Consider the following 21,511-nt stretch of genomic DNA (forward strand, 5'->3'; position numbering starts at 1 on the left):
AAATAATTGCAAGCGTTATCAAAAAAAGGAGTGGATTTTGTGGAGAATTTTCAGTCAGCAATAAATGAGTTAGCAGCAGGGAAACAGCCAAACAGCTCTCAGGAATTGACAGTGTATGAAAAATCGTTCGAACAAAAGGCCGGAACAAACTTAGTTATGGTGAAATCAGGCACAGAAAAGTATTTGCTAGCTGCAGGCGATGGAGATATTATCCAAGAACTTGACGGGGAAACGGTTGGAAGTGGAAAGGTTTGTACACTAAGCCATGAAAATGCAAAGGTACTCCAGAAACATTTTGACTATACACGTCCTCAAGCATTTGGAACAGAGATTGCAACAATGGGACTGGGGGATCGGTTAGGTGTTGCTTCTCCTGGTCATATTGAGACGACACGTGAACGAAAAGTAAAACCGATTTTAGCACAGCAAAGTATTCGTGAATTAACGCTTTTAAATCGTACAATGACAGATATTCTTGATGCTGCAGCATTTGCGGTTTTTCAAGAAGGATATAAAGATGGCTATGGTGCGGATGCAGACCATATTAAATTAGAGGAAGACATTGTTCATGCAATCAAACTAGGATTCTCCTTTATTACATTAGACTGTTCAGAGCAAATTAGAAATGATATTGAAGGCATGTCATCTGACGAGATAGTAGAGGAATTCAATAAGCTATCATCCGATGAAAAAGATTACTATCATGATCATTACTTGAATCAGTCCTTTGATGCAGCAGGTGTACCGATATCATTCGACGAGGTAAAATTAGCGAAGAATGCCCTTGTTTATGGAGAAGCGATTAACTTCATGGAGCATGTGTATACAGAGTATATTAAACAAGCAGATCATCCGATAGATTTTGAGATTTCCATAGATGAAACGGAAACAGTTACAGCACCAGAGTCTCATTTCTTTGTTGGGAAAGAATTAGAAAGACGTGGAGTGAAGGTAGAAAGTATGGCACCACGCTTCTGCGGAGAGTTCCAGAAGGGTATCGATTATATTGGAGACCTGCAACAATTTGAAAAAGAATTGAGCGAGCACGCAGCGATTGCGAAGCATTTTGGCTATAAGCTAAGCATACATTCTGGTAGTGACAAATTTAGTGTGTTTCCTATCATCGGTAAATATACAGAAGGCGTATTGCATATTAAAACGGCTGGTACGAACTGGTTAGAAGCTATCCGTGTAATTGCGAAGGAAAATCCAGATTTATACCGTCGTATGCATGTATATGCAGAAGATCATTTTGAGGAGACATTGCAGTATTACCATGTTACGCCAGACTTAGATAGTATTGCTCCACTTAATGAGACAGCAGATGCTGACCTACCGAAATATATGGATCATGACGCAGCACGTCAACTATTCCATGTAACTTACGGTATTTTACTTACTGCGAAGGATGACAGTGGAAAAGACTTGTTCCATACAGAATTCTTTGAAACATTGCTGAACAACGAAGATACGTATCGTGATGGACTTGTTAGCCATATTGGAAGACATTTAGATTTACTCGGTCTTTAATTAGAATAATGAATTAACAGAAAGCAGGGATATGATGAGAAAATTTATGGATGAAAATTTCGAATTGTTTAATGAAACAGCGGAAAAATTATACCATCAATATGCGAAAGACCTGCCTATTATTGATTACCATTGTCACTTGAGCCCACAAGAAATCTATGAAAACACGCAATTTGAAAACATTACTCAAGTGTGGTTATATGGTGACCATTATAAATGGAGAGCGATGCGTGCAAATGGGGTAGAGGAGAAGTATATTACTGGAAACGCAAGTGACTACGATAAGTTCCTTGCATGGGCTAAGACAGTTCCTATGTTAATTGGTAATCCTCTATATCACTGGACGCACTTAGAGCTACAGCGTTATTTCGGAATAGAAGAAACACTTAGCGAAAAGACAGCTCCCTCTATATGGGAAAAAGTGAATCAGTTGCTTACGAGTGGTGAATGGAACGTTCGTGATTTTATCGTGAAGTCGAAGGTAGAAGTAATTTGTACAACAGACGATCCAATTGATTCTCTTGAATACCATGAAAAAATAAAAGAAGATAAAGACTTTAATGTGAAAGTACTACCGAGCTTTCGTCCAGACAAGGGCTTGGAGATTAATCGCGAAGGATTCACAGACTGGGTTAATAAACTAGCGGAAGTGTCGGATACATCCATTGACTCATACAGCAGTTTGTTACAAGCCTTCGTTAAGCGAATTGACTTCTTCCATGATGTAGGTTGTCGTGTATCGGATCATGCATTAGATTCGATGGTATACGCGGAAGCGGATGAAGAAGAAGTTGCTGCTATTTTCAAAAAGGCTCTTCAAGGAGAAAAAGTCTCCCTTGAAGAAGAACAAAAATATAAATCGTATACATTAATATTCCTAGGTATTGAATATCATGCGAGAGATTGGGCGATGCAATATCACATTAACGCACATCGAAACAACAATATGCGTATGTTTAACAAGCTTGGTCCAGACACTGGATATGATTCGATGAATGATGAATTAATTGCACAGCCACTTGTTCGATTATTAGATTCGCTAGATCAAGCCGATGCATTGCCTAAAACAATTTTATATTCACTAAATCCTCGTGATAATATTACGATTGGGACAATTATCGGAAGCTTCCAAGGTGGAGGAGTACCAGGGAAAATGCAATTCGGTACTGCTTGGTGGTTCAATGATACGAAGCTTGGCATGATTGACCAAATGGAGAAATTAGCAGACACAGGTGTGTTTAGTCGTTTTATCGGCATGCTAACAGACTCAAGAAGTTTCTTGTCGTACACTCGACATGAATATTTCCGACGCATCATGTGTAATCTAGTCGGTGAATGGGTGGAAAATGGGGAATACCCGAATGACGAAGAAATGCTAAAAGAGATTGTACAAGGAATTAGCTATTATAATGCAAAAGAATATTTCGATTTTTAAATGAAAGTAACAGAGACCTTGGTAACTCTATAAGGAGTGGCCAAGGTCTCTCTATTTTTGGGTTAATTATTCATTTTATCAATTAGGGTTTTCGCTTCGTTCCATTGTTCGGAATTATTTTTATTGATGAGGCTTCCGCTTTTGGACGCTACAATAGTAATATTTCCTTTTTCTTGTAGGTAAACGATGTATTCCTCGTCTAATTTCACGGAACTTGGCAAAAAGAGTTTCGTGTCAGAAGTTAATTTCCCCTTATACTGCTCTAGTACTTTCACTTCTGCAAGTGTCGTATATTTATTTTCATGCACAAAGTGACTAGGTATTATCTGGGCGATGATATCCGCATCTTTTGTTAATTCGTCCAGTGTAGCAGTTTCTTTAACATGGACTTCTTCTCCTGGTTTAACATTCTGGTAATTCAATGTAGGTGATTTTTTAATTTCTTCAATTGTTTTTTGGAGAGTCATCTCGGAAGGTAGAAAAGGTGAGTGATGAACTAGGGAGTCTCCCTGTACTTTCAAAATACTGGTCTTTTCTATTGAGGTATAATTTGCGGATGGATAAAATCCTCCCTCAAATTTATCTAAAAATAATAAATATTGGTCACCAACTTTTAATTGATCGATCGCTTCTGTTACATGAATGTGTTTAGATTCTGTATTTCCTTTGAATTCCTTCTCTATCTCAACTACAAATTCATTTACCCCCTCTTCAAACCTAGAAGCGGAAATGACGGTACCTAGTATAATGTTGTGAGAGTATTTTACAAAATCCTCGATTCCTTTATCAAACGAAACGGAACTAGATAATGATGCGGCAGAACCAGTACTTTCATCTGATTCTTCATTTTGAATCTCGGTGTTGTTTAATGTTACTTTATTCTCTCGGGGAGTGTTTATATTAACAATTACTAGAATAGAAACGGTTATTAAAACTAATAGGTAAGTGAATTTTCTTTTAATTTTAATCCCTCCTTTACGCTTACAGTAAATTCTCGTCAGTTTTTATCTCTGACACAGCATTAAATGATTACCATCAGGATCTTTAAAGATAAAGTAATGACCATGTTCAATATCGGTAACTGCTTCAATACCTTTCCTTTTGATGAAGTCATACGCATATTGAATATCATCGGTATCAAAATGAAAGCTGGGTTCCTTTAATATTGTATCAGTACGATAAATTTTGCTGTCTAGCACGATATTGATGCCTGATAACTCTATAACATAGAGATGCCCTCCAGGAAAGTCGTTGGTTGGTTCACAATCTAGTAAATCACAATACCAATCACGTGCCTTTTCAATGTCACTTACTGGAATGAAGATAGCTGTAATCTTTTTTGAAAAAGGGTTCATTTGCAAACTCTCCTTTAACTACTGGAAGGCATCCTTATTATCTATATATCAGCCCTCGATAATTTTCACATGGAAACGGCGATTTCTTGGACCATCAAACTCACAGAAATAAATTCCTTGCCATGTTCCTAAAAGTAAACGACCTTCTGAAATAACGATGCTTTGATTATGGCCAGTAAGGCTTACTTTTAGATGTGCTGCAGTATTACCTTCCATATGCTGGTCTTTAGGATGCTCCCATGGAAACACCTCATCAAGTCGGCGTAAAAAGTCTATTTTGACATCCGGGTCCGCGTTTTCATTAACCGTAATTCCTGCAGTAGTGTGTAACGATGAAACGATTGCTACACCGCTCTTTACCCCGCTATTCCGAACGAATTTTTCTACCTCTCCTGTTATGTCAATAATCTGATCGTGACTTTCGGTTCGAAGTTGAAAAAACTCTTCCATCGTTAAATTCTCCTCTCAATGGTTGAAATATGGACAAATGTTTATACTATTTATTCTACTAAAAACGATAATATGTTAAAATTTAATCAATCTATACGAGGAAAGGAAGATTTTAGTTGAAAAAAGCGATTCATACTAATAAAGCGCCACAAGCAATTGGACCTTATTCACAAGCAATTGATGCAGGAGATCTTGTATTTGTTTCTGGTCAGATTCCACTTAACCCAGAGACAATGGAAGTAGTAGAAGGAGATATCACAGAGCAAACGAAACAGGTTATGAATAATCTAGACGCTATTCTTAAGGAAGCAGGTCTTTCATTCAAAAATGTAGTGAAGTTTACAATCTATATTACGAACATGGATGACTTTGGAGCGATTAATGAAGCATATGCGGCCTATTTAGAAGAGCCTTACCCAGCACGCGCGACGGTAGAAGTGTCCCAATTACCTAAAGGGGTAGGCGTAGAGATGGATGTTATTGCAAAAAAATAGTTGCATGGTAAAGTGAGTGGTGTGGAGGTTGTATTGTCTATTACCCCCACATAACCTTTGTTTAAAACGAATGGATTGTAAGGACATAGCGAAAGTAACAATTGTATATGTCTATACTTAATAGCAAAAAGGTATAATAAGATAATGAAGAAATTTATTTCTAAATTAACTTTAATATTCTTCTAGAATTTTTCATAGTCTATGATAAAGAATATAAGAAGGAGACTAGACTTACTATGAAAAGAATTATTTTTGTTGCAATGATGTTGATAGGACTTGTTCTATCCTCTGTAACCGTGATGGCTGATGATACAGATATGGGGATTGATGAGCGTTATGGAAAGCCGAAACTTGTCTTAGGTGAACAGTTATCAGAAGATCAGAGACAAAAAGTGAGAGATTTAGTCGATGTTACTGATCCAGAGCAAGTTGAAGAACTAATTGTAACAGCTGCAGACTTAGTAGAATTCATAGGTGGAGACCCAGGTTCCAATATGTATTCTTCTGCAAAAATAACTCGACGTGCTGAAGGTTTCGGAATTGTTGTTAATATCGTTACTCCAGAAAATATAACACAAGTAACAAATGAAATGTATGCGAACGCGCTTCTAACTGCTGGGGTAGAGGATGCTTATGTTGAAGTAGTGTCTCCTGTAAAAGTAAGTGGTCATTCTGCTCTCACAGGTATTTATAAGGCGTTCAACGTCGACGGTGAGTCTTTAGATCAAGATAGAATGGAAGTTGCCAACGAAGAATTAAATGTTGCAACAGACTTAGCGGAACATGCAGGTATCGACCAAGAAAAAGTTTCTGAATTATTAGCTGAAATTAAGAGAGAAATCTCTGAGCAGAACCCTGCAACGAAAGAAGATGTGGAGCGTATTGTCCAAGATCAACTTAGTAAGTTGAATATCGAATTAAGTCCAGAAGATCGTCAAATGCTAACGAATTTATTTGATAGAATGCGTCAGCTTGACATTGATTTTGGAAAAGTAGCAGACCAATTAGATGGTATTATGGAAGATATTAAAGGAAAACTACAAGAAGTGACTGGTGGAGACACAGAAGGCTTCTGGAATGGCGTCAAAGAGTTTTTCTCCAATCTAATTGACACGATTAAAGGTTGGTTTAATTAAGTTAACATAAGCACCCTCATTCAGTTGAAGGTGCTTTTTCTTATGCCCTCTCAACATCCGATAACTCGAATCAACATTAGATACTAACACCTCAACATCAGATAACTCGAATCAACATTAGATACTCGCACCCCAACATGAGATAACTCACTTCAATATTAGATACCAGCGCCTCAACATGAGATAACTTGCATCCTTAACATGAACTTACTCAAGATAGACAAAAACTAATCTTATTTGAGCTTGATCAATTTGTTCTGACCTGCAAACTGTTTAACCATCGCTAATTCTTCAGTAGATTGAAAAAATGTTTTAGGTACATACAGGGCTTGATTATCGGAAACGAAGAAAAGAAAAGTATTATCTAATTCAATCCCTTTTCTAAAATCAATCCATGTATAATAATTATAAGATTTCGACGATATTCTTCTAGTAATCCCTTCTTCGTTTATAGTAAATTTCACTTCACTATTCAAAAGTGGATTGGTTTCATATTCTTTGCCAACTTTTTTTAACATGATTAAGCTCAGTACTTGATAGGTGAAAATTGCGGCAAGGAAACCAAAAACTAAATATATGAAGAAAGAAACGAGAGAAGATATGCTTTGTCTCAACACCCCTAATAAAAGTAGAGCAAGTGGCATATAGATGAAAGGTCCGATATATGCTTTTTTTAAAAGATAATCAATTCCTTCCTTATAATTATAAAAGGCAACGATACCTGTCACCTCTAATTCGCTTTTTATTGGCATTCTAGTAGCCTCCTAAAAAGTACTTAAATTATTTTTTTAATTTTATTTTTTTATTTTTCTTAGCGTACTTCTTGAATTCCAAATAATCACTTTTTGAATAAAAGTTCCTTATTGGTAGAATGATAATATGTTTTTTTGTTACATACAAAAAGAACATTCCATATATTTCATAGCCTTTTTGAATATCGTTCCAGTCGATATCTATTCTGTAACTATCTGAAAAGTGCTGGATGATTTTCTCTTTATTAATCGTAAAATGCCAACTGTGAAATGTTTGGTAGTCATATTCTAATCGATTTTTAAATTTCTCTACTATTACAAATAAAAACGTAGAAATACTGGCTAAAATAACTATAGGTATTCCGAATAACAAGAGCACTATAATGAGTGAATCATCGACAATTTGATAACTTAACAAAAGGAAAAGGAGAAGATATAAGATGAATACTAGAAACACAATTTTTTGTCTTTGAAAAGAATGGAAAATCATAAATTCCTTTCTCGTATAACCTCCGTTAGCCTGTATTTCCTTATCATTAGCTTCAGTTAGAATCGTAACCACCTCAGTAAATTTCTTCAATTATTTAAAATAACAATAACAGCATAACATTTATGGTAAAATATTCAATAGTCACCTAGATGTAAATTGCTATGAACTTTCCACATTAGGCGGTGATGAAGATAGTAAAGAAACGATTATGGTTAATAGTGTTGGTCAGTCTATTAATTGTAGGAGTAGCTATAGGATTAGCAGGAAATAAAAATGAATTTGGAGACATTCCTCAAACTGAACAAGCTAAATCTCTAATAAAAACAGAGTCAGCATATGAAGATTTAGATGAATTAGTACGAGATGCTGTGATTATCGTAAGTGGTACAATAAAGGATTCCTCTGCACTTGATTCAACAACAATCGAATATGTACTTGATGTAGAACAACAATTTAAAGGAGAGAGAACAGACGAAAGTATACATATATACGAAAGCTATAGCGACGCTCGATATACAATAGGAAAAGAATATGTATTCTTCCTAGATCGTTGGGAAGGTGGGTTGTATCCAGCAGCCGTCCATACTCCTATAGACGAAGAACATTCATTAAGGATTGAACAGGATATGATTCTTCATAGTTACACCTTCTTAGAAGAGGACCTTCAAAAACGTGATTTTTTTGAAGCTATAGAAAACTCTCCCTCCATTCATGAACCATCACCATTTGAAGACTCGAATAATTCGTCACATATGTTCCTCAATAATTCTATATCAACTTTAGACGAGCTTGTGGAAGCGTCTGATTGGATAGGCAGAGTTATACCAACGAATATTCATATAGAAAATAAATACTTTAAGAATATTGGAATAAAAGAGTTAGAATCCTTTAAAGGAACAGATAGTCAGAATTTAGAAGAAGTCACAACGATATATGTACCTAAGACAGTTGAATTGGATAAAGAATACATCCTATTCCTCACAAATCATAGTGGTACCTATCAAGTTACTACTCGAGATAATAGTGTGGTAAGTAAAGAAGAATCAGAGGAATGGCAGGAAATCTTATTAATGTTCCAAAAGTAAATCTTTGTTCTGCATTGGTTAGATGATTAATTTAAAAATAGAATGGTAGGGGTGTAAAGAATATGAATTTTGGTATACTCATCGGTATAGCACTAGCGATAGCGGTTATCGCTAGTGTTGCAGCTTGGATAAATACTCAAATCATTATTAAAGAGCTAACAGCTATAAAAGAAAAGTTAGGTATCGAAAAGAGCGGAAGTAAAACGTCTCTTTTTGATAATGATTTGGACAGTAATTAGTGAGTCATTACAAAATCCGCTTTTTAATTTTTAGATAATTTACCTCTTAATCCCCGCTCCTAAAGAATTTAGTAACTATCTCCCCCTCATAATTGAGAAAATATATAATTAGAGTAAGCGCTTTATTTCCGTTATAATGAATAGAGATAGAAAAGCTGGAGGCGGCATATGAAGATTATCTTACGTTATGCAAATACATATAAAAAAGCATTAGTCATAGCACTTTTTTTAATGGTTGTAGAGCTTGTGATTGAATTAGTTCAACCAATTATTATGGCCAGAATTATCGATGAAGGTATTTTACAAGAAGACTTACAAACCGTTTATTTTTATGGTGCTATATTAGTAGGTATTTCCGTACTTGCATTTGTTGGCGGAATTATAAGCTCTTTTTACGCATCAGAAGTTAGCCAAGGTGTAGGCTATGACATGAGACGGGATATGTTTGAGCGTGTTCAAATGTTCTCTGTAATGAAAATAAAGCAATTTGCTACGTCTACCTTGCTAACGAGACTAACGAATGATGTGACACAAGTACAAGGCTTATTGTTTGCTTCAATGAGAATAATGTTACGCGCACCTTTATTTATTATATTCGGTATCGTCATGTCTTTTACGTTAAATGTATCCTTAGGTTTAATATTAATCGCGATTGTCCCAATCATCCTAATCATTATGATCTTTCTCATGACGAAAGGGATGAAGCTATTTCGTAAGGTTCAAGAGAAAATGGACACAGTGAATCGAGTAATTCAAGAAAACTTGGTCGCGATAAAACTGATCAAAGCATTTCAACGAAGGAAATATGAAAACCGACGCTTCTCTGATGTGAATCAGTCTTTGAAAGATGTAAATAAGAAAGCCTTATGGGTAATGGAAATTGTAATGCCAATTGTCATGTTAGTAATGAACGTTGCCTTAATTGCTCTTATTTGGTTTGGAAACCTTCAATTAGAGGGAGGCAATGCTCAAGCAGGAGAAGTGGTTGCAGTTATCAATTATGCTACACGTATCTTAGCTTCATTTGGTGTCTTCTCCTTTTTATTAATGAATTTATCTAGAGGTCGTACATCTGCAAAAAGAATTGAGGAAATATTAGTGGAAGATACAGATGATCTAACTAGTGAGGAAGAAAAGCTTTCTCTACATGGTGATGTGACATTTGAAGATGTCTCCTTTCGTTATCCAGACGCCACTAAAAATTCTCTAACTAGCATTAATCTACAAGCAAACGCTGGGCAAAAAATCGGTATTATCGGTGAAACAGGCTCTGGGAAGACAACATTGTTACACTTAATTCCGTATCTATTTAAAGCAACATCTGGGAAAGTGATGATTGATGGAAAAGATATCAATCAATTAAAAAATCGTGTACGTTATGATATCACCCTCGTACCGCAAGAAGGTTTTTTATTCTCAGGCACCATTTTGGACAATATTCGTTGGGGAAATGAAGAATTAGCCGAGGAACATGCAATCCAAGCTGCTAAAGAAGCACAATTACATGATTTTATTATGAGTTTACCAAATGGATATCATACGTTTGTCGGTCAGCGTGGTGTCAATCTGTCTGGTGGTCAAAAACAGCGTCTATCGATTGCCCGTGCTTTGGCAGATAATCCTAAAATTTTATTGTTAGATGACAGTACAAGTGCATTAGATGCAGATACGGAAAAAAGGGTATTACAAGCTATTAGAGAACGACATTGTACTACGTTCCTCGTATCACAAAAAATCAGCTCAGTGTTGGACGCGGATATTATTCTACTCTTACAAGATGGAAAAACTGTAGCGAAAGGAACACACGAACAACTACTACAGAATTCTTCATTATATCAAAGGATCTGGGATTCACAGCGCAGGGAGCAGGTGGGTATGGATGGCTAATCGACATGGTCCTAGAGGAACTTCGGGACAAAAGAAACCAAAGGTAAAAAATATGCGTTCGACGCTACGGCGAATGTGGAGTTATCTAGCTATTAATCGAATCGTGTTTTGGGTTGTCCTTGTACTTGTTATTATCAGCTCTGTTCTGTCACTCGCCGGGCCATATTTCTTAGGTGTGGCTGTAGATACGATGCTTGGAGAAGCAACGTCGTTTACCTTGTTTTCTATACTTATCATATTAGCGATTGTTTTTATTCTTCAATCTGTCACTCTTGCTCTGTCCAATTATTGGATGATTGATATATCGCAACAGACGGTATTTCGCATGAGAAAGGAATTGTTTGAGCATGTTCTTCAATTACCAGTTCAACGATTCCAAACGTCGGAAAGTGGAGATTTAATTAGTCGCTTAACAAATGATATCGAGAACGTGAGTAGAACCCTAAACACTGCGATTATTCAAGTGATTACGAGTGTAATTACCTTAGTAGGTACACTACTAGTTATGTTGTGGCTAAGCCCCTTATTGACTTTATTAACCATTACAATTGTTCCGCTTATGTATTTTGGAATGAAGTGGATTACGAAACGAACAGGGAAGTATTTTAAAGAACAACAAAAAGCATTAGGAGATATGACAGGGTATCTGGAAGAGCATTTATCTGGTCATACAATGATTAAGTTATTTCATCAAGAGAATCGAGCTATTCGTCAATATGATACCTATAATAAAGAGCTTCGTGATGTTGGCTATTGGGCACAGGTTTATTCTGGTTTTATCCCGAAGCTAATGAATAGCTTAAACAACCTGAGTTTTGCTATTATCGTTGGTATTGGTGGATGGATTGCTATTACAACGAACAATGCTACTGTTTCAGTTGGAGTGATTGTAGCCTTTTCTACGTATGCAAGACAATTCACGCGTCCACTTAATGATTTAGCGAACCAATTTAATGTAATACTTTCTGCGGTGGCCGGTGCAGAACGAGCATTTGAAATTATGGATGAGCCAATAGAAGAGCGAGAGAAAAAGGAAAAATTAACGTCATGGCAAGGAGATGTCATGTTTAAAAATGTTTCTTTTGCATACAATGAATCAGAAAAAGTATTAAACAATGTATCGTTCCACGCGAAGTCAGGTGAGATGATTGCTCTCGTTGGTCCAACAGGAGCAGGGAAAACAACAATTATTTCATTGCTTGCACGCTTTTATGAAGAGAATCAAGGGAATATATTATTAGACGGTAAACACGCTTCACATGTATCGAAGGAAAGTATTCGAGATCATTTAGGTATCGTCCTTCAGGATTCTTATTTGTTTGACACAACCATAAGAGAAAATATACGATACGGTAGGCTAGATGCTACAGATGATGAGGTCGAACAAGCGGCAGCGTTAGCCAATGCTGCTTCATTTATACAACAGCTACCAGACGGTTATGACACAGTTTTATCCGGTAATGGTAATGGAATAAGCCAAGGTCAGAGACAATTACTTGCGATTGCACGAGTAATGCTTAAAAATCCAGATGTGTTGATTTTAGATGAAGCAACGAGTAGTATCGATACGGTAACAGAAATCAAAATTACAGAGGCACTCGGACGGCTTATGAATGGTAAAACAAGCTTCGTAATTGCACATCGTTTAAACACAGTGAAAGAAGCAGATAAGATATTAGTTTTAAACCATGGTCAAATCATTGAACAGGGAACGCACCGTGAGTTACTAACTAAGAAAGGTTTCTATGCTAATCTAGTTCAAACACAGCAACTTAATGAAGGGACAGTGAATTCCTAGATAACTTTCTTTGGTTTGGAATATACTATGGTTATCGCAACTACAGCACGGGGGTGAGAAACAATGGCAGAAGAAAATAAACATAAAGATTGGCAACCTGAAAAGCAACGAATGCATCAGGTGATTGATGTGATTAAGCAGAAAATCGCAGTTTTAAAAGAACGAGCAGGTAAGTTAAAGAAAGATGTTATTAACATCCGAACAGAATTCTGGGATGATGTCACCGTCAATATTGAGGAAATGGACGATAAAATCGAAACGGAAGCAAGCATTAAACAGCAAGTAGAATTCCTGTCAGAACGTGAAAGAAGTCATGGTCAAGTTAGCGAGCGTTTGTCCGTGTTAGACAGATTGAAAGATTCACCTTATTTTGGACGAATAGATTTTAAAGAAGATGGGAAAGAGGAAAAGGATACTATTTATATTGGCCTAGCAACTGTTATGGACGAGAAAGAAGAGGAATTCTATGTCTATGATTGGAGAGCTCCGATTGCGAGTATGTACTATGATTATCCGCCAGGTCCGGCTAGTTATGAGACAACATCTGACAATATTTCCGGGGAAATAACATTAAAACGACAATATATTATAAGAAATGGCGAATTAAAGGGAATGTTTGATACTTCCCTTACAATAGGTGATCACTTACTTCAGTCTGTACTTGGTAACCAAGCGAATACAAAGATGAGAAATATTGTTTCGACGATTCAAAAAGAACAAAATAAGATTATTCGAAATGAACGATCCAAGGTTCTTGTTATTCAAGGTGCAGCAGGAAGCGGGAAAACCTCCGCAGCATTACAAAGAGTTGCCTACTTACTATATCGTTATCGAGAAACACTAACATCGGATCAAATTATTTTATTTTCTCCAAACCCACTTTTCTCAAGTTACGTTTCACGAGTATTGCCAGAGCTTGGAGAAAACAATATGCAACAAATGACATTTTACCAATTTTTAAATAAACAATTGGATGATCAATTTACCTTGGAGAATCCATTTGATCAAATGGAATATTATTTAAAAAATAATCGTAAATCAAATGATCCAAGAATTACAGCTATGTCTTATAAGGCGAGCATGCCTTTCAAATCTTTAGTGGACGAATTTCTAACGAATCTTTCAGAGGAAGGGCTAGAGTTTCGAAACATAACGTTTCGTGGTGAACTTGTTATTCCAAAAGAGGCGATCTATCAATTCTTCTACAAGTTAGATTCTGAATTATCTATCCCAGCGCGTTTAGAAAAAACGGTCCATTGGATTTTAAGAGGATTAAAGCAGTTAGAATGGATGGAACGGGAAAAAGACTGGGTGCTTGAAGAAACCGAATTATTAGATAAAGCGGATTACGTGGAAGTTCATGAGACATTACAAGAGGAATTAAGATATTCAGAGGATACATTTAATGATTTTAATCGAGAAGAACAATTATTGAGAAAACTAGTTGTTCAACGCAAATTAAAACCGTTGCGAACGAAAATAGAAAGACTTCAGTTCGTAGATAGCTTAAAGACTTTCCGTCATTTATTTATTGAACCCAAATGGAAAGAAAGAAAAAACCTCCCTTCAAATTGGGAAGAAATTTGTGAATTAACAGATGTGTACTTATTACGGAAAACATTACTATGGGAAGACGCTCCTGCATATATTTACTTTGAAAAGAGTTTATTTGGTTTTACCTCTAATCAATCTATCCAGCATTTGTTTATCGATGAGGCGCAGGATTACTCACCATTTCACTTTGAATTACTGAAAAAGATATTTCCTGCTAGTCGTATGACACTTTTAGGAGATATTAATCAAGCGATTTATGCCCATGCTACGGAAGAAGAATCCTTGCTATCAGAAAACCTAGAGGAAGAGCATGAACGAATTGTGCTGAAAAGAAGCTATAGATCGACTGCTCCAATTACACGATTTACAAAAGAGTTTATGGATAATGGCCATTTAATTGAAGCGTTTGAACGAGATGGTGAATTGCCGACCGTATTTGAGGCGAGTCAGCGACGTACGATTGAAGACAAAATCATCGAGACGATTCAGGAGTATTTAAATAAGGGATACGAGACTATCGCAATCATTGGAAAGACAATCGAGGAATGCGAATCTATCCATAAAAAAATGAAGAAACGAATGCCACTTCATTTTATTAACCATGAGTCGCATACATTTAATAGAGGAATCGTCGTTATACCGGCATATTTAGCAAAAGGTATTGAATTTGATGCTGTAATTATACCGGACGCCTCTATTGATCATTACAAAGACGAACTAGAAAGAAATCTATTCTATACAGCATGTACGAGAGCAATGCATGAATTATCCATGTTCACTCGAAAAGAGCCTTGCCGATTTATTAAGGAAGTACCAGCATCTTATTACAAGCACTATAAAATCTTCCATATAAAATCCGGTCAACATGATACGTGATATATGAAACTCACCGAGACTAAGACGTTATGCAATATCCAATTAATCGTCCTAGTCTCGTTTATTTGATGGTTTTGAAAGCGCTTAAGCAAAATGTTTTATTTTACAAGAAATATGTGCCAATATATAAAAGATAATAAATAGGGAGGAATAGAGTATGACATTAAATCTTCAATCAACTGTAACATTGCATAATGGAGTTAAGATGCCTTGGTTTGGTTTAGGTGTTTTCCAAGTGAGCGAAGGTGAAGAAGTGTATAACTCTGTGAAATGGGCGCTAGAACATGGATACAAAAGTATTGATACAGCAAAAGCGTACCGTAATGAAGAAGGCGTCGGTAAAGCAATTCGTGATTCAGGAATTCCTCGTGAAGAATTATTTATTACAACAAAAGTATGGAACAAAGACCAAGGCTACGAAGAGACATTACAAGCATTCGAAGGTTCTATGGAGCGTTTAGGATTAGACTATCTAGACTTGTATTTAATCCACTGGCCATTGCCAAAGCTAAATAAATATAAAGAAACATGGAAAGCGTTAGAAAAGCTTTATAAAGAGGGTAGAATTCGTGCAATTGGTGTAAGTAATTTTAAGGAACACCATTTAGATGATTTACTATCTGAAGCTGAAGTTGTCCCGATGGTTAATCAAGTAGAATTTCATCCACACCTCCAACAAAATAGTTTACGTGATTATTGTAAAAAGCATCAAATTCAGTTAGAAGCATATTCTCCGTTGAAACAAGGTCGTTTATTGGATGAGCCGATATTGAAGGAGATTGCAGATCGCCATGGAAAAAATACAGCACAGGTTGTATTAAGATGGGATTTACAAAGGGAAGTAGTTACAATACCCAAATCTGTGAAAAAACAACGTATCGAGGACAATGCGGATATTTTTGATTTTGAATTATCAGAAGAGGAAATGCAGCAGATTAATAGTATGAACAAAGATGAAAGAATAGGTTCGGACCCAGATGAATTCAATAAATATTAATTAGGTAGAATGAATTACTTGAATAGAAATAGACTTTCAAGTATCGTAGTAGTATATTCATCAATCTGGGAGGGATAAACATGGCTTTCGTTATTTTGGAAGCATGTCAGACAGAAAAAGCTGGTGAATGTACTACGGTATGTCCCGTTGATTGTATAGAAGAAGGACCAGATCAATTTTATATAGATCCAGACATTTGCATAGATTGTGCTGCGTGCCAAGCGGTATGCCCAGTAGATGCTATTGAGGAAGAATATGATCTGACACCAGACCAAGAAATATTTTTAGAAAAGGCAGAAGCATTTTTTGCCAATAAATAGACATTAGGCCACTCTTTTATAGGGTGGCTTTTTCTATGCAAGAATCGCACCGCCTTATATCTCATCAAAAGACTCGCTTTCTCAGTCTGCTAAAGGCAGTAATACGGAATATGTTGAATAAAACTATTTAAATTGATATCAAAATAATGCTCTATGTCTCTTCTTAAGTTTCGCTCTAAATCGCAGAACTTAGAGACAATATAGTCTAGATTAAATAGATGATGGGTGTCTGATTCAGACCAAATAGATTGAATCGTTGCTTGTTTATCGGAGCATGGCAATAGTGATAGAATGGCACCATTCTTATAATCATCATATTCAATTGTATAATAATGAAACTCTCTAATATGGTCTTCTGTAATTGTTTCTTTCCATTTAAATAAAGATTTATAAAATTCTAAGATAGCTATCTCTGCTCTGAAATACACCTCGTCGTTAACCTTAATTACAAACAAAGCATCTAATGCTAAGATTGAAGGTACATCTTTTCTATGTTTGTTAGAAATAGCCTCCTTATTACTAGTGAATTCATATTCAAAGTCTATTTTATTAGCAATTTGTTTCAAAGTTTTCACCCTATTGTACTGTATATTTTTTCATCTTGATACAGAGCATGGTCCTTTTTACTTTTTAAGAATCTTGAATTCCGAATATAGCAATCTAAGAAAATGTTTCAAGGAAAATAATCAACAAAATATTTATAAAAATTAAAGTTTTACGGAGAGTTCCTTATAAACCGAACCATGCACTTTTATTACCTATATTAACTCTCTTTTATAGTTCAAGTATTATTTTTCATTACCATATATCATTCTTTTTAAATAATCTATTTTCCGAAAATCTTTCCTGTTATTTTTATCTGCTCGATAACTATCTTTGGATGATGATTCGTAAACCTTTAAGTATTGAGCGGGACTTAACAAATAATACTTTGCTCCATTCGTTTCATGCATTTTTAGGTCTTTTAATTGTATCCCCGCAAAATCTGGTAAAGTGTTAATAATTGCAAATCCAACTGATTGACCCTCTTTCAAGAATTCGTGCTCATGCAAATCAATTAGCCGATACCCTAAAGAATTCATAATGCTCACTATACGTTGCCAGTTATATATACATAATTCAGGAGGTATTTCCCATCCTCTTTTATCTCCGGGGACATGAATATCAAGGTCTTGTGGTTCCCAACTTTCACGTGTAACTACTTCTAATCCAACGGACCCCATTAACAATGGAAAAATATCCACTTCATTAAGTTTTTTTGCGATTTGAATAAACTCACTAAACTTGTAATTATCCATTTTTGCCATCATTTCCTTCGCTTTTTTCTGTTTAAGCAATTTATAAAATAAAACTTTCTTCACACTTGAACAATTCATTCCCCACAAAGTGCTTACCCTAATTATTTCGCTAAAGGTTCATCATATCCTTTTTCTGATTACAAATTAACTCTTTAGAAGTATAAAAATACTTATTTTGCTTTTCGTAGCTACAGGACTTTTGTTTGTTTTTGTTTTGCTATATGTTAAAATGAAATCAACAAAAACCCACATTCTGATAGGGATGGAGAAAGCAGGTTTGTATCGTGTTAGTGGCAGAAAGGCACAAGAAAATAGTTGAAATTGTAAATGAAAGAAAAAGTGTGCGTGTAACAGAATTAGCAAAAATGTTTTCTGTTACCGATGAAACAATTCGTAGAGATCTAGAAAAATTAGAGCGAGAGTCTAAAATTGTCCGAAGTCATGGTGGGGCGATTAGTCTTGAACAGCAAGGGGACGGGCTAGACTTACCAGTGCATGAAAGAGAAATTATGTTTGTAGAAGAAAAGAAACAAATTGCAGCAGAAGCAGTAAAACATATTGCGGAAAATGATAAAATTCTACTAGATGCCAGTACAACGGCCTGGTACGTTGCGAGAAATCTACCAAATATTCCATTAACGGTTCTAACTAACTCTGTGAAAGTAATTTTAGAGTTAAGTCAGAAAAGTAATATTACTGTTATCTCTATCGGAGGAAATGTGCAAAATCGATCGCTATCATACGTTGGACCACTTGCCGAAAAGTATTTAGATAACTACCACGTCAATAAAGCATTTCTCTCTTGTAAAGGAATTCACTTAGAACGTGGGATTAGTGAATCGAATGAACAACAGGCACGTGTAAAACAAAAAATGTTAGAGATAGCTGATGTTACATATATTATGGCCAATCATCAGAAATTTGGCGTGCAAGCTTTCACACATGTAGCCTCGTTAGCTACAATTGATCGCCTTATAACAAATAGTAAGCTTCCATCAGAAATAGTAAATGGACTGAAAGAAGTTAATATCGAGGTTTTTGAAGCATAGAAACTAGCTACATCCTGACTAGAGACGGGTCGGAATGTAGCTAGTTTTTTTGTTATTATCCAAATCTTATAAAATCAAATCTTTTATTTACCCATCACATTCATTTCCTTACATAGTTTATCCATTGTATAATGTATAGTGGACTAAAATACTATCCAGTTTGACCGGATAGCCGAGATAGGTGAGCATTTTGTTTCGATTATTTAGAAAATGGAATACGTTACGGAATCAACTTTTTGTTGTTTATTTAATAGTGATGATATCTGTCCTACTTATTGTTAGCATCATTTCTTATTCAACAGTAGCCAACCTTTTACAAGAAAATGCAGAAGCACAAATGAAACAGACAGTTACAGAATCACAAGGACGTTTCAACTCAATATATGAACAAATAAACATGGTAACAAAGCAAATTATAACAAATGATGCGGTACAAAATATTTTAATGGACGTTAACCATGATGAAGTGATTACGTTCAATGAGCGACAATCTCTAGTAAATGCAATAAATATGATACAAGCAAATACAGATGGTATCTATGGGACAGAAATTTATACTCACAATTACGAAAGAATTATACCTATTGATTCTTATAACTTGATGAATAGAGTCAATACCCATTGGATTAAGAAAGCGTACGATGCTGGTGGTAAGCTCATTTGGATTGGTGAGGATCCTTTGGATGAAAATTATTTTCTCGCAATGCGTTCGGTGAATTTAATGAATAACAACTTTCAGCATGGTGGTTTTGCTATCGTACGAATAGATAGAACTATTTTTTCGCTTTCTAATACTGTTGGTGGAGCGGAGGAAGGCTATACAATTCTTGTAGATGAAAATAATGGGGTTATCGTTACTAACTATAAAGGTGAAGATTTAGAATCTATTTATGAAGCTTCTAATGAACAAATTAGCTTAGATGAACGGGAATATGTGATTGTTGAATCAACATCACCTTCTACAGGTTGGACGTTGTATCGTTTGACACCTGTGCAAGAATTAACGTCAGGTATTTCCACTGTCCAAGCAGGTATTGTAATAGCTGGGGGAATAGGTATTGTTATCTTTTTCATTAGTAGCTTGTTTTTATCAACGTTAATTACTAGACCGATAACAAGATTAACGGAAACAATGAGAGATGCTAATGAGGGAATTTTACAGCATAACCCACCTGCTAAGTCGACTGTAGAAATTAATGAGTTGAATCAAACTTATAACCAGTTAGCAACAGAAACAAATTATTTAGTACAAATGGTTTACGAAAAGGAGATTGTAAAATCAAGGACAGAACTGAAAGCATTGCAAGCGCAAATTCATCCACATTTTTTATTCAATACACTAGATGCGCTGTACTGGTCATTAGAGGATAAGAATGAAGATGAGCTTGCAGAAACAGTGTTAGCGATGTCCGAGCTATTCCGATATACAATTACAAAAGAAACAGATGATGAATGGGTTACAATTGAAGAAGAATTAGACCATATAGATCGATATATGAGCATTATGGAAATGAGATTTGGATCAAGGCTTTTGTGGGAGAAAGAAACGGATTTAGACGTTTTACATGCCAAAATCCCGAAGCTAATGATTCAGCCACTTGTAGAAAATGCAATTTTACATGGAGCAGAGGGTAGAATAGGAGATTGTACAGTAACGGTTAAAGTGGAAAGAGCTGATATTGATAACCGTGTAAACATCTCTGTTTCAGACAATGGCAAAGGAATGAGTGAAGAAAAATTAGAAGAAATTCAGCAGCTTTTAATAGGAAATATCAATATTAAGAAAGAATATGGTTTAGCATTGCAAAATGTTCAGCAACGCTTAAATCTGTTTTATGATTTGCAGCATGTTAAGGGACTTTATATAGATAGTAAAGAAAATGAAGGAACAAGAATAAGCTTTCAGATACCACTTGAAGGAGGTAGGACCATTGCAGAGAAAAGTCATTCTGATCGTGGATGATGAACCTAGAAGTCGTGAAGGTATTAAAAAAACAATAGAGAAAGAATCACTAGGTAAATATGATGTATTTACCGCATCCAATGCTAAGGAAGCTCTAGATAAGATGGATGGCGGTAAAGTACATGTTTTAATTACGGATATTAAGATGCCAGAAATGACGGGACTCGATTTACTAAAAGAATTAAGGCTACAGGCAAAAGATCCGGTTGTAATTATTATATCCGCCTACTCCGAGTTTGATTATGCTCATCAGGCTCTAGAGTTAGGAGTAGTGAATTACTTATTAAAGCCAATACCAAAGAAAAAATTAATGGATGCGGTTGAAAAGGCAATTGCCATTGATGAGGATAAAACGCGCAAAGGTTTAATGAATAAAATAGTAGACGACACATTGTTGCAAGCAAATCAAATATCGACAATGAACAAATCGGTACAAGAAGTATTAGATTATGTAGAGGACCATTTTTATGAGGATATATCGTTAAAAGGAATGGCGGAAATTGTTCATTTAAATGCTAGTTATTTAAGTTCGCTGTTTAAAGAAGAAGTAGAAATGACATTTAGTGAATACTTGACGCGGAGAAGACTCCAGGAAGCTAAAAAACTCCTCATGCAAACAGATTTAACAGTTAATGAAATAGCCGAAAAAGTTGGCTATCAAACAGCCAAGTATTTTATCAAACTTTTTAAACAATATGAGAAAGCGACACCAAGTAGCTACCGAAAGATGATGTAAGCATTACCAAAATAAGTGGTATTTTATCTAATTGTTATCCCCTTACATAAAATAGGCACTACATGAT

At 35.6% G+C, this 21,511-nt stretch carries 21 protein-coding genes; 14 read left to right on the top strand and 7 right to left on the bottom strand.

The features are described 5' to 3' along the window. Positions 1–39: 39 nt before the first annotated feature. Positions 40–1,530, top strand: a complete 1,491-nt coding sequence (locus tag GGQ92_RS06510) for a tagaturonate epimerase family protein (RefSeq protein WP_184245882.1) — start codon at positions 40–42, stop codon at positions 1,528–1,530. Positions 1,531–1,564: 34 nt separating this feature from the next. Continuing rightward, positions 1,565–2,965, top strand: a complete 1,401-nt coding sequence (gene uxaC / locus GGQ92_RS06515) for a glucuronate isomerase (RefSeq protein ID WP_184245885.1) — start codon at positions 1,565–1,567, stop codon at positions 2,963–2,965. Between the two features lie 62 nt (positions 2,966–3,027). Here the strand turns inward: uxaC and GGQ92_RS06520 are convergent, their stop codons facing one another. The 3 genes from GGQ92_RS06520 to GGQ92_RS06530 all read right to left on the bottom strand — a co-directional run bounded on the left by GGQ92_RS06520 (position 3,028) and on the right by GGQ92_RS06530 (position 4,770). Continuing rightward, positions 3,028–3,486, bottom strand: coding sequence for a hypothetical protein (locus GGQ92_RS06520; RefSeq protein ID WP_184245888.1), 459 nt, complete (start codon positions 3,484–3,486; stop codon positions 3,028–3,030). A 483-nt stretch (positions 3,487–3,969) separates the two neighbouring features. Then, a complete protein-coding gene (locus GGQ92_RS06525) occupies positions 3,970–4,320 on the bottom strand; it encodes a VOC family protein (protein ID WP_184245891.1) in 351 nt (116 codons plus the stop codon). 48 nt (positions 4,321–4,368) lie between these two features. Then, a complete protein-coding gene (locus GGQ92_RS06530; protein WP_184245894.1) occupies positions 4,369–4,770 on the bottom strand; it encodes a secondary thiamine-phosphate synthase enzyme YjbQ in 402 nt (133 codons plus the stop codon). 116 nt (positions 4,771–4,886) lie between these two features. Here GGQ92_RS06530 and GGQ92_RS06535 point away from each other — a divergent pair, with 116 nt between their 5' ends. Together GGQ92_RS06535 and GGQ92_RS06540 are read left to right on the top strand one after the other, a co-directional pair. After that, entirely contained in the window at positions 4,887–5,264 is a 378-nt protein-coding gene (locus GGQ92_RS06535; RefSeq protein ID WP_184245897.1) for a RidA family protein, read from the top strand. Between the two features lie 236 nt (positions 5,265–5,500). Further along, entirely contained in the window at positions 5,501–6,400 is a 900-nt protein-coding gene (locus GGQ92_RS06540; protein WP_184245900.1) for a DUF1002 domain-containing protein, read from the top strand. A 233-nt stretch (positions 6,401–6,633) separates the two neighbouring features. Here GGQ92_RS06540 and GGQ92_RS06545 read toward each other — a convergent pair whose 3' ends face one another. After that, positions 6,634–7,152 carry a YcxB family protein gene (locus tag GGQ92_RS06545; RefSeq protein WP_184245903.1) on the bottom strand — a complete coding sequence of 173 codons (519 nt, stop codon included), beginning with the start codon at positions 7,150–7,152 and terminating at the stop codon, positions 6,634–6,636. 28 nt (positions 7,153–7,180) lie between these two features. After that, entirely contained in the window at positions 7,181–7,714 is a 534-nt protein-coding gene (locus GGQ92_RS06550; RefSeq protein WP_184245907.1) for a YcxB family protein, read from the bottom strand. 113 nt (positions 7,715–7,827) lie between these two features. On the opposite strand from GGQ92_RS06550, the gene GGQ92_RS06555 reads away from it, so the two are divergent. From GGQ92_RS06555 to GGQ92_RS06585, 7 genes are all read left to right on the top strand, one after another. After that, on the top strand, positions 7,828–8,727 hold the full coding sequence (locus GGQ92_RS06555) for a hypothetical protein (RefSeq protein WP_184245910.1): 900 nt from the start codon (positions 7,828–7,830) through the stop codon (positions 8,725–8,727). A 62-nt stretch (positions 8,728–8,789) separates the two neighbouring features. Beyond that, positions 8,790–8,966, top strand: a complete 177-nt coding sequence (locus GGQ92_RS06560; RefSeq protein ID WP_184245913.1) for a hypothetical protein — start codon at positions 8,790–8,792, stop codon at positions 8,964–8,966. 168 nt (positions 8,967–9,134) lie between these two features. Continuing rightward, positions 9,135–10,853: an ABC transporter ATP-binding protein gene (locus GGQ92_RS06565; RefSeq protein WP_184245916.1), complete on the top strand. Its 1,719-nt coding sequence runs from the start codon at positions 9,135–9,137 to the stop codon at positions 10,851–10,853. Further along, entirely contained in the window at positions 10,846–12,651 is a 1,806-nt protein-coding gene (locus tag GGQ92_RS06570) for an ABC transporter ATP-binding protein (RefSeq protein WP_184245919.1), read from the top strand. Before GGQ92_RS06565 ends, GGQ92_RS06570 begins: the two co-directional genes overlap by 8 nt. 63 nt (positions 12,652–12,714) lie before the next feature. Then, positions 12,715–15,081 carry an RNA polymerase recycling motor HelD gene (gene helD, locus GGQ92_RS06575; protein WP_184245922.1) on the top strand — a complete coding sequence of 789 codons (2,367 nt, stop codon included), beginning with the start codon at positions 12,715–12,717 and terminating at the stop codon, positions 15,079–15,081. 157 nt (positions 15,082–15,238) lie between these two features. After that, positions 15,239–16,078, top strand: coding sequence for an aldo/keto reductase (locus GGQ92_RS06580; protein WP_184245925.1), 840 nt, complete (start codon positions 15,239–15,241; stop codon positions 16,076–16,078). A gap of 80 nt (positions 16,079–16,158) precedes the next feature. Continuing rightward, positions 16,159–16,398 carry a ferredoxin family protein gene (locus GGQ92_RS06585; protein ID WP_184245928.1) on the top strand — a complete coding sequence of 80 codons (240 nt, stop codon included), beginning with the start codon at positions 16,159–16,161 and terminating at the stop codon, positions 16,396–16,398. An 89-nt stretch (positions 16,399–16,487) separates the two neighbouring features. Here GGQ92_RS06585 and GGQ92_RS06590 read toward each other — a convergent pair whose 3' ends face one another. Both GGQ92_RS06590 and GGQ92_RS06595 read right to left on the bottom strand, forming a co-directional pair. Continuing rightward, entirely contained in the window at positions 16,488–16,964 is a 477-nt protein-coding gene (locus GGQ92_RS06590) for a DUF7878 domain-containing protein (RefSeq protein WP_184245931.1), read from the bottom strand. A 222-nt stretch (positions 16,965–17,186) separates the two neighbouring features. Continuing rightward, on the bottom strand, positions 17,187–17,774 hold the full coding sequence (locus tag GGQ92_RS06595; RefSeq protein ID WP_343068779.1) for a phosphoribosylanthranilate isomerase: 588 nt from the start codon (positions 17,772–17,774) through the stop codon (positions 17,187–17,189). Between the two features lie 206 nt (positions 17,775–17,980). Here GGQ92_RS06595 and GGQ92_RS06600 point away from each other — a divergent pair, with 206 nt between their 5' ends. From GGQ92_RS06600 to GGQ92_RS06610, 3 genes are all read left to right on the top strand, one after another. Beyond that, a complete protein-coding gene (locus tag GGQ92_RS06600; RefSeq protein ID WP_184245934.1) occupies positions 17,981–18,745 on the top strand; it encodes a DeoR family transcriptional regulator in 765 nt (254 codons plus the stop codon). A 190-nt stretch (positions 18,746–18,935) separates the two neighbouring features. Continuing rightward, positions 18,936–20,708, top strand: coding sequence for a sensor histidine kinase (locus GGQ92_RS06605; RefSeq protein ID WP_184245937.1), 1,773 nt, complete (start codon positions 18,936–18,938; stop codon positions 20,706–20,708). Beyond that, positions 20,677–21,444, top strand: a complete 768-nt coding sequence (locus GGQ92_RS06610) for a response regulator transcription factor (protein WP_184245940.1) — start codon at positions 20,677–20,679, stop codon at positions 21,442–21,444. Before GGQ92_RS06605 ends, GGQ92_RS06610 begins: the two co-directional genes overlap by 32 nt. Positions 21,445–21,511 lie beyond the last annotated feature (67 nt).

The organism is Gracilibacillus halotolerans, assembly GCF_014206945.1.
GTDB classification, from domain to species: domain Bacteria; phylum Bacillota; class Bacilli; order Bacillales; family Amphibacillaceae; genus Gracilibacillus; species Gracilibacillus halotolerans.